The organism is Pedobacter sp. PLR (assembly GCF_026239675.1).
Lineage (GTDB): Bacteria > Bacteroidota > Bacteroidia > Sphingobacteriales > Sphingobacteriaceae > Pedobacter.
In genome coordinates this window covers 496,074-509,473 of the sequence record NZ_JAPIVQ010000006.1, presented here as the reverse complement: position 1 = coordinate 509,473, position 13,400 = coordinate 496,074, and the positions used below count along the sequence as shown (strand labels likewise).

Genomic DNA, 13,400 nt, shown 5'->3' with positions numbered 1-13,400 from the left:
ACTACAGTTCATAAATCTTAGGCCAGACTTAGTAAAGAAGAAATAAACAGCCTCATTACTGGCTCTCATTACAAATAAGCGCTGAAAAATCTCATTTCCAATTCAGCCGGCAACACTACATCGGATTAGGAGCAGACCAGCCTAACTCATCAGATTCTGTCTTTAGCCACACTATATATGCTGTTTTTATTAAACAGAAGCCTCATTTCTATCAAATATGATCTCCATCATTTCAGCGTTGCCCACCAAAGCAGAAATTTGGAAATTATTCACTAGAGATGATCATATACAAGACCTTCAGTTTTGATTCCGCGCATTACTTACCTCATGTACCGCCAGGCCATAAATGCGGTGGCATGCATGGCCACACCTACACCCTTAAAGTTTCCCTGACAGGCAGTCCAGGAATAGAAACCGGCTGGATCCTGGATTACACTGATCTAAAAAACGTCATCCGTCCAATTATCGACTTACTGGACCATAAATTACTAAATGAAATTCCCAGACTGGAAAACCCAACTGCCGAACAGCTTAGTTTATGGCTATGGGATAAGATCAAGCCCATATTTCCAGGACTATGTAAGATAGAACTCAATGAAACACCAGGAACGGGAGTGATCTATGAAGGATAATACCAACCGGCCCATTGCCATCTGGCTATATTTTGGCGCGTTCTGTATTATGGTTCAGATTTTACTGGGTGGAATCACCAGATTGAGTGGTTCTGGTCTTTCTATTACAGAATGGAAGCCGCTGATGGGGTTCCTACCTCCATTAAACGATGTGGAATGGCAGCACAGTTTTGATCAATATAAAAAAATTGCCCAATTTCAATTGGTTAATGCGCATTTTTCTCTGGAGGATTATAAATCGATATTTTTCTGGGAATGGCTTCACCGGAATTGGGCGCGATTCATTGGGCTTGCCTTCCTGCTTCCATTTTTATACTTTCTTCTCAAAAGAAAAATAGAACGAAAACTAATCTTACCGATTTCCCTGCTCTTCCTGTTGGGCTTACTCCAGGCAGTGATCGGCTGGCTGATGGTAAAAAGCGGATTGAATGATACCGACATTAGTGTAAGTCATCTAAGATTGGCCATACATTTTATTTCTGCCATCATATTATTAGGTTATACGCTATGGCTGGCCTTCAAATTGAGCCTAGACAAGTTAAAAATGAGGCATCGTCTTCAGTTTTCAACATTAAACATCAGCATACTCTTATTACTTTTTATTCAACTGATTTACGGTGCGATGATGGCGGGGAGCCATGCTGCTCTTGCCGCTCCTACCTGGCCTGACATGAACGGATCTGTTGTACCTCCTAACATATCTGGACATCTTTTCTCCCTGCATCAGCTGACGGAAAACCTACTAACCATCCAGTTTGTACATCGTCTTCTGGCTTACACCATTTGCATACTGGTTTTCTTGCTTTACATACGGACATCGTCCTGGAAAATCAACATTTATTTATCCTATATCCGGATCACACCAGTTCTGTTGGTATTGATACAAATTATAACGGGTATTACGGCGCTGCTTCATAGTATAAATGGAGATTATAAAACCTATGCCTTAATTCATCAGTTTACAGGGATGCTGCTAACCGTATCTCTTTTGCTACTGCTATTCCTTAATCAAAAGAAAACATAAGCTTTCAAAAAAAGCACCATCAGATCCGAAATTTCATAGGATCAGGAGAAAGAGGAATAAAAAAGATTAAAAAAGGAATAATCAAGGGGCAAAAGAGCAGCAAGTAAGAAAAGTCTGCATGAGGATCAGCCATTTCAAAATAACCGATCAAAAGAAAAGAAGACTAAGCGGAATGAAAGAACGTCAGAAAAGAAAAATCGGGCATAAAAAAATAGGGTGCCTTTTGGACACCCTATTTTTTTTATGATTAAAGAAGGATTAAGCTCCTAATTGTACACGTTTGAAAGCAACAACGGTTAGACCGGCAGCAGTATCATTTAAGAATTTACGAACGTCTTTAGAAGAATCTTTAACGAATTCCTGGTTTAATAAAGTACTGTCTTTGTAGAATTTGTTCAATTTACCAGCAGCAATTTTTTCTACCATTTCTTCAGGTTTACCTTCAGCACGGATTTGTTCTTTAGCGATTTCAGTTTCGCGCTCGATAGTAGTTGAATCAACATCAGCTTTATCTAAAGCAACCGGGTTCATTGCAGCAATTTGCATAGCTACATCTTTACCAGCTTCATCAGCACCATCAAATGCCTGGCTTAAAGCAACCAATACACCTAAACGGTAGTTACCGTGAATATAAGGAATAACTTTTTCACCTGAAACAGTTTCGAATTTAGAGATACCAATTTTTTCACCGATTTTACCAGTGCTTTCGATGATGATATCAGAAACTTTCTGACCATCGATTTCTAAAGATAAAAGTTCTTCTAAAGAAGCAGGGTTTTTCTCGATAGCAAGGTCAGTGAATTTGTTAGCTAAAGCTACGAAATCAGCATTTTTAGCAACGAAGTCGGTTTCGCAGTTTAATTCAACAACAACACCACGTTTACCGTCTGCTGTAGCTTTTGCGATAACAACACCTTCATTAGAATCACGGTCCTGACGAGAAGCTGCTACTTTAGCACCTTTTTTACGTAAGTAATCAACCGCTGCTTCGAAATCACCGTTAGTTTCGATCAATGCTTTTTTGCAATCCATCATACCAGAACCGGTTTGTTGGCGTAATTTATTTACGTCTGCTGCAGAAATTTGTACTGTAGACATCTTATTTCTTTTTAAGTTTTTATTTAAAAAATTATGGGTTGTACGATGTATGTTGTAAGGAAAAACCCGCAACGTACAACATACAACCCATATTATATTATTTAAGCTTCTTCGCTAGTACCTTCTTCTTCAGTATCAGCATTTACTTTTTTTCTTCTTGCGCCAGGAGCAGCAGCTTCCGGAGCATCAGCAGCAGCTTTAGCAGCTACAGCTTCTTTTTCAGTTTCTTCGTCTTTTTCGCGTTTGCGCTCGTCTAAACCTTCTTCAATTGCTTTGATGATAACATCAGTAATTAAAGAGATAGATTTAGTAGCATCATCATTCGCCGGGATTGGGAAATCGATGTTAGAAGGATCAGAGTTAGTATCAACCATTGCGAAAGTTGGAATGTTTAATTTCAACGCTTCGCTAACTGCGATATGTTCTTTTTTAACGTCAATTAAAAAGATAGCAGCTGGTAAACGGTTTAGATCCGCGATACCACCTAATAAGCTTTCTAATTTAATACGCTCACGTTGGATCATTAAACGTTCTTTCTTAGAAAGGATCGAGTAAGTTCCGTCTTTAGTCATCTTGTCGATGTTAGACATCTTTTTGATAGACTTGCGAACAGTAGCAAAGTTGGTTAACATACCACCTAACCAACGTTCAGTTACGAAAGGCATGTTTACTTTTTTTGCTTGATCAGCAACGATTTCTTTAGCTTGTTTCTTAGTAGCTACGAAAAGAATCTTACGACCAGATTTAACGATCTGTTTGATTGCTGAAGCAGCTTCTTCAGTTTTAGTTAAAGTTTTATTTAAATCTATGATGTGGATTCCATTGCGCTCCATGAAAATGTAAGGCGCCATTTTTGGGTTCCATTTACGGGTAAGGTGACCGAAGTGTACACCTGCATCCAATAAGTCTTGATATGTAGTTCTTGCCATTGTGTTTGTCTCCTTAAGATTAACGTTTACTGAATTGGAATTTCTTACGTGCTTTCTTACGTCCTGGTTTCTTACGTTCAACCATACGTCTATCACGGGTCATTAACCCTTTAGCGCGTAATGCCGGTTTTTTCTCAGCATCCAATTCCACAATAGCTTTAGCAATAGCTAAACGAACTGCTTCTGCCTGACCTTTGATACCACCACCTGCTACATTCACTTTAACATCATAAGCGCCAATTAATTCAGAAACTTCGAATGATTGGTTAACAATGTATTGTAAAGGTAATGTTGGGAAATATTCTTTATGATCTTTACCGTTTACGGTAATTGTGCCGTTGCCTTCTTTTAAATAGATGCGCGCAACAGCAGTTTTTCTTCTTCCTGAAGTGTTAGTAACTGACATTTCTTTCTTCCTTTAATTAAAGTGTAATGGTTTTTGGTGATTGTGCTGCATGAGGATGTTCTGTACCTGCATAAACAAAAAGGTTGGTGTATAATTTAGCACCAAGTTTTGTTTTAGGTAACATACCACGTACCGCTTTCTCGATAACACGCTTAGGATGTTTCGCCATTAACTCTTTAGGAGAAATGAAACGCTGACCACCTGGGTAACCAGTGTAAGAAATATAGCGCTTGTCGCTGAATTTATTTCCTGTCAATTTAACCTTATCCGCATTGATAACGATAACGTTATCTCCGCAGTCTACGTGTGGGGTATACTCAGGCTTGTTTTTACCACGGATGATCATAGCGATCTTCGATGACAAGCGCCCCAAAATCTCGCCTTGTGCGTCAACAACAACCCACTGTTTGTTAACAGTTTTTGCATTGGCAGAGACAGTTTTGTAACTTAACGTATTCACTTGCTTGTATTTAATTTGTTAAACAATTATTTATTCACCCTAAGATTTAGGGACTGCAAAGATAGACAGAATTATTTAAATACCAAACAGTTGGGGAAAGATAGTTTGTTTATTTAGTGAGGCTGAAAAAAAGCAACCGCAGCAACTGGAGATATAAGTCGCTTAAAGGCACCCCAAACGTGCAATACTCCTTAAAAACAAATTATAAATTTTGACGGCTAACCATCCATTCCAAAAAACACTACAAAGGGCTTATGGACTAGTCGGGAAGAGCCCAAATTTTAGTTAGGGTTGCTGTACCCTTCCGAAGGGGTCCGATTAATCTGCCCCTTACCAAAGATAGAGCAACCGTTCCTGAACCCTTTCTGTACCCTATTCGAAGAGGCCGGTCTTCCCGACTACAACCCGACCACAACTACAACCATACTTTTAGGTACTGCTGCGCCCCAAAATGGTGGCCCTGTGAAAAAAACCAGGCAACATTATCTTCCCCCGCAGCGAAGCATCGCTTGATCTTTTAGTTTTCAGAAACCTGATAATTTTTAAAATACCGCAGACAGAAAAACAAGTGTAGCAGGATGCTGAGCAAAAACAAACCCGTCGGCAGCAGGTATCCCCAGACATTGGTAAAATATTGATGATCTACCGCAGATTGTACAATATGTATACAACCCAGTGTCAGATATGCCCAAAAACAAAGACAGCAAAGTCCTAAGCCACCATGAATTAAACTAAATTGACCTTCTTCCTGTATCTTTTTAATCACAAGCGCATTAAAAGCCACCACGATACAAATTCCTGCAATTAACAGGAAATTATCCCCTGTAATGAACAACAACAGGTACGCCATGGCCAGGAGAATATTCAGGTAAGAAAGGCGCTTCAACATTTACACTAATTTACAACATCCCTTCTGAAAATTCACAGCATTACACCTTAAAATTTACACCAGTCCATCTCCAACCAGAAGAAGAAACAAACTATTCGGCACCGTCTTTGTTAACTATTTGACGAAAATTAACAATTAACTGAACACATCGGTTCTACTTTGTTCAAGAGGAACGGTACTACCGGTGCATCACAAATCAAAAACTACATTTATGAAAAAGGAAACTAAAATAATTGCAGGAATACTAGCTGGAGCTGCGCTTGGTGCTGCCATCGCGTTAATTATTTCATCAGATAAAGATGGAGAAATGAAAGACAAAGTATCAGACTGGTTTTGTGACCTGTTAGATTCATCAAAAGAAAAACTGGTAGATGCTGCAAGTCAGGTAAAAGACACCATTGCTAAAGTTAGAGCTTAAGAGGATTAATGAAAATCGCATTTCATGGGGCGGCACGTACCGTTACAGGCAGTAAACACCTGGTTACATTAAAGAATAACACTCAAATATTACTGGACTGCGGACTATTTCAGGGCCTGGGTAATCTGACGGAAGGATTCAATGAATCTTTTGGCTTCAACCCGGCAAAGGTCAGCTACCTCGTCTTGTCTCATGCGCATATAGACCATTGCGGCTTACTACCCAGATTGGTTGCTGAGGGCTTTAGGGGGGATATCTACTGTACCCCTGCGACCAAAGATCTCTGTCGGATTTTGTTGCTGGACTCTGCAAAGATTCAGACACAGGATGCCGAATATGCAAATAAGAAATTGCGGGAGGGCGAGCCTGCTGAAATGCCATTGTACACGGAAAAAGATGTGCTGCAAACGCTGGAGCAGTTTAAAGTAGTTCCCTACAATCAGGATTTTCAAATTGATCCGGAAGTAACTTTGCATTTTACAGATGCAGGTCATATTGTGGGAAGTGCAGCAGTACATTTGAAAATCAATGAAGATGGGAAAGCGATAAACCTTACTTTCAGTGGTGACGTAGGCAGGTATGGAGACTTATTATTGAAAAGTCCTCAAACTTTTCCACAGGCAGATTATGTCATCATTGAATCTACTTACGGCGACTCGCTTCATCAGGATCTTGGCCCGATAGAAGACACTTTAAAGGAAATCATTGAACAGACCTGTATTGTTAAGAAAGGGAAAGTGATCATTCCGGCTTTTAGCGTTGGCCGTACTCAGGAATTACTTTATGCGTTGAATGCAATGGAATTGAAAGGGCAATTGCCTGATGTACAGTATTACGTAGACAGCCCATTGTCATTACAGGCCACAGAAGTGCTGAAAAATCACCCTGATGTATACAACAACGGTGTAAAAGAAGTGATGAAAGTAGACCGGGACATCTTCGCATTTAAAGGTTTAAAATTCATTGAAAGCGTTGAAGAGTCTAAAGCTTTGAATGGGGATTCACGCCCATGTGTCATCATCTCTTCTTCCGGCATGGCCGAGGGGGGCAGGGTGAGACATCATATCCGCAATAACATCAGTGATCAGAAAAACACCATTCTGATGGTTGGTTATGCTGAACCAAGATCTTTAGCCGGCAAATTGTTGGCTGGACAGAAACAGGTTTGGTTGTTTGGCCAGGATTATGATGTGGTTGCCGATATCCGTTCGATCAAATCGATGAGTGCGCATGGCGATTACGAAGATCTGCTACAATTCCTTTCCGGACAGAACCCTTCCTTAGTGAAACAGCTTTTTCTGGTTCACGGAGAATATCAAGTCCAGCAGGTATTTGCAAAGCACTTAAAAGATAAAGGCTTCCAAAATGTGGTTATTCCAGAGCAGCATCAGGAATTTGAGGTCTAACCATTAAAGGTTTTTTTATCTTTGCAGGATGGACGTTTTTGGTGAAGCCTTAAAAGATCAGTTTAGAAAACCACCTGCAGAAACCCTGTGGGTACATAATTCTTATGATGAGCCGGAAGAGATGCCGGTCGACATTTATTTTAGAGATGAAGCAGAAATGCCTGATCTTGAACTCAAAGCCATGGAACTCTGCAAAGGGAAAGTCCTGGATGTAGGTGCAGGTGTGGGCAGTCATGCCCTTGTACTTCAAAACCGCGGCTTTGATGTAACCGGCATGGACATCTCCGCTCCTGCGGTAGAAATCATGAAGGAACGCGGATTAAGGCAGGCCATTGAAGGCAATATCCTAACATATAAAGACCAAAAATACGATACCCTTCTTTTCATGATGAACGGAATTGGCCTTACCGGTTCCATTTCCGGATTAAAATCATTTTTAAAACAGGTTAAAAACTTATTGAATCCCGGAGGACAATTGATATTCGACAGTTCAGACCTCTCCTACCTTTACCAGGAAATTCCATTTCCTAGTCACGGGTATTTTGGGGAAGTGAGTTTCAGATACGAGTACAAAGGATTAAAAGGGAATTGGTTCAAATGGGTGTATGTTGATCAAAGCACACTGATTGAAATTGCTAAAGCCAGCGGATGGGAACCGGAAATTATTTTCGAAGACGGACAGGATCAATACCTGGCCAGACTTTCGATAAAAGGGTAATTGATCAATATTAAAACAGTAGCTAAAATATAAAAAGGGCCGTCTCATTATCAAAATGAGACGGCCCTTTTACTTATATCTGGGTTTTAAGCCATCGTATTATATTTTTCGATTAGGCTTTTTCTTCCCAGATCGCTGCGATATTAATAATTGTCTCTACTGCTTTTTCCATATCCTGAACAGAAGCCCATTCTTGTTTCCCATGGAATGCATGTTCTCCGGCAAAGATATTAGGACAAGGCAGGCCCATAAAAGAAAGACGTGAACCATCGGTACCACCTCTGATGCTTTGTCTTTTTGGTTTGATACCAGCTCTTTCAATTGCCTCAATTCCATAAGCGATAACCTGTGGATACTCATCCAATACCTTTTTCATATTGCGGTATTGTTCTGTGATTTTCAGCTCGTAGGTAGAGCTTGGAAAATCTTCAATGATGTTCCTTACTGTTGCATCCAGCAATTCGCCATTTGCTTCCAGTTGTTCATCATCAAAAGCGCGTAATATAAAACGTGCTTCCGCCTGTTCTACATTCCCACTAATGGTTACCGGATGAATAAATCCTTCTTTTCCTTCTGTAGATTCCGGAGAAAGGCAATCTGAAGGTAATGAACTGATCACATCTGATAAGATTTTGATGGCACTTTCCATCTTATCTTTTGCAAAGCCAGGGTGTGTACTTACCCCTTTGATCGTCAAGACTGCACCATCTGCTGAGAAAGTCTCATCTTCGATGGAACCTAAAGTCTCTCCGTCTACAGTATAGGCAAATTCAGCACCTAATTTCTCCAGGTCTGCTTTATCTACGCCTCTACCGATTTCCTCATCAGGAGTAAATAAAATCTTTATGGTACCGTGTTTGAAGGTTGGATTTTGCATTAAGAAAGATGCTGCTTCCATAATTTCCGCCAAACCGGCTTTATTATCTGCACCAAGCAAGGTTGTTCCGCTGGCAGTGAAGATGTCGTTACCAATCTGGTGTTTCAAATCCGGGTGTTCCGACATTTTCAGTACAATGCTGTGGTCATCAGGAAGGACAAGATCCTGTCCCTGGTAATTGGCATGAATAATTGGCTTTACATTCGTTCCGCTACAGTCCGGAGAAGTATCCATATGTGAGCAAAAACAAATTACGGGGACTGTCTTCTCTGTATTAGAAGGGATGGTCGCATATACATAACCGAAATCATCAAGATGGGCATCAGTGATTCCCATTTCTAATAATTCCTCCACAAGAACCTTCCCTAAGTTCTTTTGCTTCTCTGTAGAAGGCACCGTGTTTGACGTTGGGTCTGATTGTGTATCGATTTGCACGTATTTAGCAAATCGGTTTTGAAGGGAATTGTTTTTATTTTGATAATTTAGCATAGTCTTAAAAAAAACAAAGCTAAATAATTTGAAAGCAATTATCACTGGATGCCTGTCACTTCTAACTTTTATTCATGCTAAATCTCAGTCCAATTTCTATAAAATCAGCGCAGGTGGTGGTTTTGGGCTTACTCAGTCTTTTACTGACGTGAAAAAACATGACTTTGGTCTGGCAGGTAATGCTGTACTGGACTATTACTTTACCCCTTTTATCAGTCTCGGCTTAGAGGGCCAGATGGGAGAAATCAATGGTGGAGACGCGAGAAACGATCCTTACGGGAGGCAGTTTATCAATTCCTATAAAGCTGTTAACCTGAATACAAAGTTCGCATTGGGGTCATTGATTGATTATAACCCTGGCAGTTTTGCCAATAACATCAAGGGGCTGTACTTCGGTACCGGGCTTGGTGTGGTGATGAACTCGGTTAGCAATGTGCGAAAAAGCACGCTGGAACAGGAAAAACCATTCCCCGGTAAAAATGAGTCGAGCGATATGGTGGTTCCCCTCAACCTGGGTATTAACTTTTATTTCGCAGACAGATCGGGCTATACGCGATACCTGCTAAACCTCAACTACCAGAGTAATCTTACTATGGGAGAAGGCCTGGACGGTTATGACGACTCTTCTGTTAAATTCAAAACCGGCAATCCTGATATTTATACTTTTTTCTCTGTCGGATTCAGGTATCAGTTTGGCAGCATCGGGCTTACCAATAAAACTATATTTTAATCCTGGTGTACATGAACCGTTTCCTCCCTGTGCTATTTCTCTGTACTGCACTGAATGGCTTTGCGCAACAAACTCCATACGAAAAGAGTGGGAAAACAGCCACGGCGACTTATGCGGAAGCCATACAACATTATCAGACTTTGTCAAAAAACTATCCGCAAGCCAGGCTATTGGATTATGGCATGACCGATTTTGGCAAACCCTTACAGCTGCTTGTACTCTCAAAAGATAAAGTGTTTGATCCTGTTGTCCTCAGAAAAAGCAACAAAAGAATATTACTGATCAATAACGGCATCCATCCCGGAGAGCCGGAAGGAATTGATGCAAGTATGATGCTGGCCAGAGATCTGCTTCAAAAGAAACAATTGCCAGAAGACGTAATCATTTGCATCATTCCCATTTATAATATTGACGGGGCCTTTAACCGCAGCGGAACATCCCGGGCAAACCAGAATGGCCCAATGGCTTATGGATTCAGGGGCAATAGTAAAAATTACGACCTGAACCGTGATTTCATAAAAACAGATTCCCGCAACTCCGCAGCTTTTCAGCAGATTTTCAATATCTGGCAACCGGAAATATTTGTGGACACCCATACCAGCAATGGCGCCGACTATTCCTATACCATGACGCTCATTCCTACCCATAAGGATAAACTACAATCCGGCTTATCGGCTTACCTTACGGGGACCATGATTCCTGCCTTGTATGATCAAATGAAAAGTAAGGGTTATGAAATGACTCCTTATGTAAATTCTGTGGAAGAAACACCGGATCAGGGCATCACTGGTTTTCTGGAATCCCCACGTTATTCTACGGGATACACTACCCTGCACAATACCATCGGCTTTATGCCGGAAACGCATATGCTAAAGGCTTATGATAAAAGAGTAGATGCCACTTATAAACTGCTGCAAACCTATATTGACCTGGTTCAAAGAGATGCAAAGCTCATTGGGGAAAATAAGAAAAAGGCGGATGCAGCTGTTTCCCTACAACAGGAATTCCCCGTCATCTGGACGCTGGACAAGACAAAGGAAAGCCCTATTCTGTTTAAAGGATATACTGCAAAATACAAGCCTAGTGAAGTAAGCGGCCTGCCAAGATTATACTACGACAGAGATGCCCCTTACACCAAAGAGATCAAATACTGGAATACTTTCGCCCCTTCTCTAACCATAAAAAAGCCGGTTGCTTATATCATTCCTCAAGCCTGGACAAAAGTAATTGACTTGTTAAAGCTGAATCGGGTAAAAATGCAGCAACTGGCTAAAGACACTACTATTCCGGTGGAAATGTATCAGATCAGCGACTATAAAACGGCAACCCGTCCTTATGAAGGCCATTATATCCACAACGCAGTACAGGTAAATCCTGTTCAGCAGGATATGCTCTTTTATAAGGGCGATTATGTAGTCTATGTGAACCAGCCGGTGAACCGCTATATTGTGGAAACCCTGGAGCCGCAAGCCATGGATTCATTTTTCAACTGGAATTTCTTTGATTCCATACTTGGGATGAAGGAACATTTTTCTGCCTATGTTTTTGAAGATACCGCAGCAGATTTATTGAAAAAAGATCCTGCATTAAAAGCGAAGCTGGAACAGGAAAAACTGGCAAAACCCGATTTATTAAAAAATGCGGAGGCACAACTCGACTTTATCTATAAAAATTCCGTTTATTACGAGAAAACTCATCTGCGATACCCTATCGGGCGATTGCGGGAAGCAAAACAACTAAATTTAAAATAACAATGGATTACTTTACCCAGACCCCCGTTGCCTCGATCATCTTTCTTTTCACGATTGTTACCAGTATTTATGCTTTTAATGACCACGGACTGTTTGGAAAATTCATGTTACACCCTTATAGTGTATCCAGAAAACAGAAGGTTTACACCTTAATTACCAGTGGCCTGATCCATGCAGATTGGATGCACCTGATCTTTAACATGATGACTTTTTACTTCTTTGCCTTCAGACTGGAAGCCATGATTGGCTCCTGGCAGTTTGCTTTACTGTACTTTTTAGGTCTGATTTTGAGTGATATTCCTTCGGTGATTAAGCACAAAAACGACTTGAGATACAATAGTCTTGGTGCTTCCGGTGCCATTAGTGCGGTCCTATTCAGCTTTATCTTATTTGATCCGATGTCTAAAATGATCATCTTCCCCTTACCTATCCCAATCTGGGCCTGGTTGTTTGGATTGCTGTATTTAGCATACTGCTGGCAGATGTCGAAAAGATCAAGTGATAACATCAACCATGATGCCCACCTTTTCGGTGCATTAACAGGAATGATCGTTACCGTCCTTTTAGTTCCGGGGATCATTCCTCATTTTATTAGCCGTCTTATTGGGTAGCAGGCAAACAAGCCGGTTCAAAATAACTGATCGGTTTTGTTGGATCTTTAATAATTTCAAATAACGTATGTCCCCATGGTTTCCAGAAATCCTGTAATACCTGGGCATACGTTTTATGTTGCCAATGATCGAATAACGCCTTATTCATCGTCCCTCTTAATGGCATTGCATCAATATAAATCGTTCCTTCTACCGGCATTACGGTATATTCCGGCAATCTGTTGAACAGATAAGCAGAATAATAGAAACGTGCACAAAGCTCTTCAAATTGTTGCGGAGAAAGTGGTGTAGTACCAATCTGAGTTAAAATCTCCTGATGAAACTTCTTATTCGTTCCATTGTCTTGCAGGCAGGCAATAATTCCGAAATCTTTTAGTTTCAAAGAGAAAGTTAAAGTATTGATTTCATCTCTAAAGCTGAAACTCGTGTCTTGTTCTTCCAAAGGCACCACTACGATAGACCATGGCATAAAATCTTCGTATACCACTGGTCTGTAAATGCTTTGTAGCATCGTATTCAGGTTTCCGAATTTGTGCATCAGTCCTTGCGACATATTCACTCCGTCTGCACTGATCTGCTGTAAACGTACCGCAGCATTCATTTCAATATAAATCAGGCTGTACATAAACTTACCGATCCATTTGAATAATTCTTCTTCCGGCAAGGCAGAAACCGCAGCATAACCTTCAGAGAAAGCTGCAGCAATTTTATCTTCCAAAGGTTGAATAAACTGGTTGTATACCTCTGTACTGCAAGGAACCTTTAGGGTATTGTAAGCACGCACACTCTCATCCAGCAGTTTAATCTGTTCTTCTCCGGAAAAGTTGGCAACCTTCAACAGCCAATCCGGCAATACATTGATTTCGGCTACAGGAGCATTAAAGTTGTCACCACTTAAGAAGCAGTTTTTATATTTAAAATCGAAGTTTTTAAATGGCTGATATATCGTGCTATTCATACTG

General features: G+C 40.6%; 15 protein-coding genes. 8 read left to right on the top strand and 7 right to left on the bottom strand.

All coding sequences use genetic code 11. From position 1 onward, the window contains the following. Positions 1 to 278 precede the first annotated feature (278 nt). Together queD and OQX61_RS17430 are read left to right on the top strand one after the other, a co-directional pair. Entirely contained in the window at positions 279 to 632 is a 354-nt protein-coding gene (gene queD / locus OQX61_RS17435) for a 6-carboxytetrahydropterin synthase QueD (RefSeq protein WP_265843069.1), read from the top strand. Beyond that, positions 622 to 1,656 carry a COX15/CtaA family protein gene (locus OQX61_RS17430; protein ID WP_265843068.1) on the top strand — a complete coding sequence of 345 codons (1,035 nt, stop codon included), beginning with the start codon at positions 622 to 624 and terminating at the stop codon, positions 1,654 to 1,656. The genes queD and OQX61_RS17430 overlap by 11 nt, the downstream gene beginning before the upstream one ends. 258 nt (positions 1,657 to 1,914) lie before the next feature. On the opposite strand, the gene tsf is transcribed toward OQX61_RS17430, so the two are convergent. The 5 genes from tsf to OQX61_RS17405 form a co-directional block, all read right to left on the bottom strand. Further along, positions 1,915 to 2,754 (bottom strand): translation elongation factor Ts, encoded by an 840-nt coding sequence (gene tsf / locus OQX61_RS17425; RefSeq protein WP_265843067.1) that lies wholly within the window; start codon positions 2,752 to 2,754, stop codon positions 1,915 to 1,917. Between the two features lie 101 nt (positions 2,755 to 2,855). Next, positions 2,856 to 3,683, bottom strand: a complete 828-nt coding sequence (rpsB, locus tag OQX61_RS17420; RefSeq protein WP_062550776.1) for a 30S ribosomal protein S2 — start codon at positions 3,681 to 3,683, stop codon at positions 2,856 to 2,858. Positions 3,684 to 3,702: 19 nt separating this feature from the next. Beyond that, complete coding sequence (gene rpsI, locus OQX61_RS17415; RefSeq protein ID WP_265843066.1) at positions 3,703 to 4,089, bottom strand: 30S ribosomal protein S9; 387 nt, start codon at positions 4,087 to 4,089, stop codon at positions 3,703 to 3,705. A 16-nt stretch (positions 4,090 to 4,105) separates the two neighbouring features. After that, positions 4,106 to 4,549, bottom strand: a complete 444-nt coding sequence (gene rplM, locus OQX61_RS17410; protein ID WP_062550778.1) for a 50S ribosomal protein L13 — start codon at positions 4,547 to 4,549, stop codon at positions 4,106 to 4,108. A gap of 517 nt (positions 4,550 to 5,066) precedes the next feature. After that, on the bottom strand, positions 5,067 to 5,438 hold the full coding sequence (locus tag OQX61_RS17405; RefSeq protein ID WP_265843065.1) for a hypothetical protein: 372 nt from the start codon (positions 5,436 to 5,438) through the stop codon (positions 5,067 to 5,069). A 211-nt stretch (positions 5,439 to 5,649) separates the two neighbouring features. On the opposite strand from OQX61_RS17405, the gene OQX61_RS17400 reads away from it, so the two are divergent. The 3 genes from OQX61_RS17400 to OQX61_RS17390 are packed head-to-tail and all read left to right on the top strand — an operon-like array spanning position 5,650 to position 7,980. Further along, positions 5,650 to 5,856, top strand: a complete 207-nt coding sequence (locus OQX61_RS17400; RefSeq protein WP_062550780.1) for a YtxH domain-containing protein — start codon at positions 5,650 to 5,652, stop codon at positions 5,854 to 5,856. Between the two features lie 8 nt (positions 5,857 to 5,864). Continuing rightward, a complete protein-coding gene (locus OQX61_RS17395) occupies positions 5,865 to 7,262 on the top strand; it encodes an MBL fold metallo-hydrolase (RefSeq protein ID WP_265843064.1) in 1,398 nt (465 codons plus the stop codon). Between the two features lie 28 nt (positions 7,263 to 7,290). Beyond that, positions 7,291 to 7,980 (top strand): class I SAM-dependent methyltransferase, encoded by a 690-nt coding sequence (locus tag OQX61_RS17390; protein WP_265843063.1) that lies wholly within the window; start codon positions 7,291 to 7,293, stop codon positions 7,978 to 7,980. A gap of 112 nt (positions 7,981 to 8,092) precedes the next feature. Here OQX61_RS17390 and pepT read toward each other — a convergent pair whose 3' ends face one another. Then, positions 8,093 to 9,346: a peptidase T gene (gene pepT / locus OQX61_RS17385; RefSeq protein WP_265843062.1), complete on the bottom strand. Its 1,254-nt coding sequence runs from the start codon at positions 9,344 to 9,346 to the stop codon at positions 8,093 to 8,095. Between the two features lie 28 nt (positions 9,347 to 9,374). Between pepT and OQX61_RS17380 the strand changes: the two genes are divergently transcribed. The 3 genes from OQX61_RS17380 to OQX61_RS17370 are packed head-to-tail and all read left to right on the top strand — an operon-like array spanning position 9,375 to position 12,438. Further along, positions 9,375 to 10,076 (top strand): hypothetical protein, encoded by a 702-nt coding sequence (locus OQX61_RS17380; RefSeq protein ID WP_265843061.1) that lies wholly within the window; start codon positions 9,375 to 9,377, stop codon positions 10,074 to 10,076. Between the two features lie 11 nt (positions 10,077 to 10,087). After that, the gene (locus OQX61_RS17375) at positions 10,088 to 11,827 is read left to right on the top strand and encodes a M14 family zinc carboxypeptidase (protein WP_265843060.1); all 1,740 of its coding nucleotides are present in this window, start codon (positions 10,088 to 10,090) and stop codon (positions 11,825 to 11,827) included. A gap of 2 nt (positions 11,828 to 11,829) precedes the next feature. Beyond that, on the top strand, positions 11,830 to 12,438 hold the full coding sequence (locus OQX61_RS17370) for a rhomboid family intramembrane serine protease (protein WP_265843059.1): 609 nt from the start codon (positions 11,830 to 11,832) through the stop codon (positions 12,436 to 12,438). Here the strand turns inward: OQX61_RS17370 and OQX61_RS17365 are convergent. After that, positions 12,428 to 13,396, bottom strand: a complete 969-nt coding sequence (locus OQX61_RS17365; RefSeq protein ID WP_265843058.1) for a hypothetical protein — start codon at positions 13,394 to 13,396, stop codon at positions 12,428 to 12,430. The two genes, OQX61_RS17370 and OQX61_RS17365, sit on opposite strands and share 11 nt — an antisense overlap. Between the last annotated feature and the right edge of the window lie 4 nt (positions 13,397 to 13,400).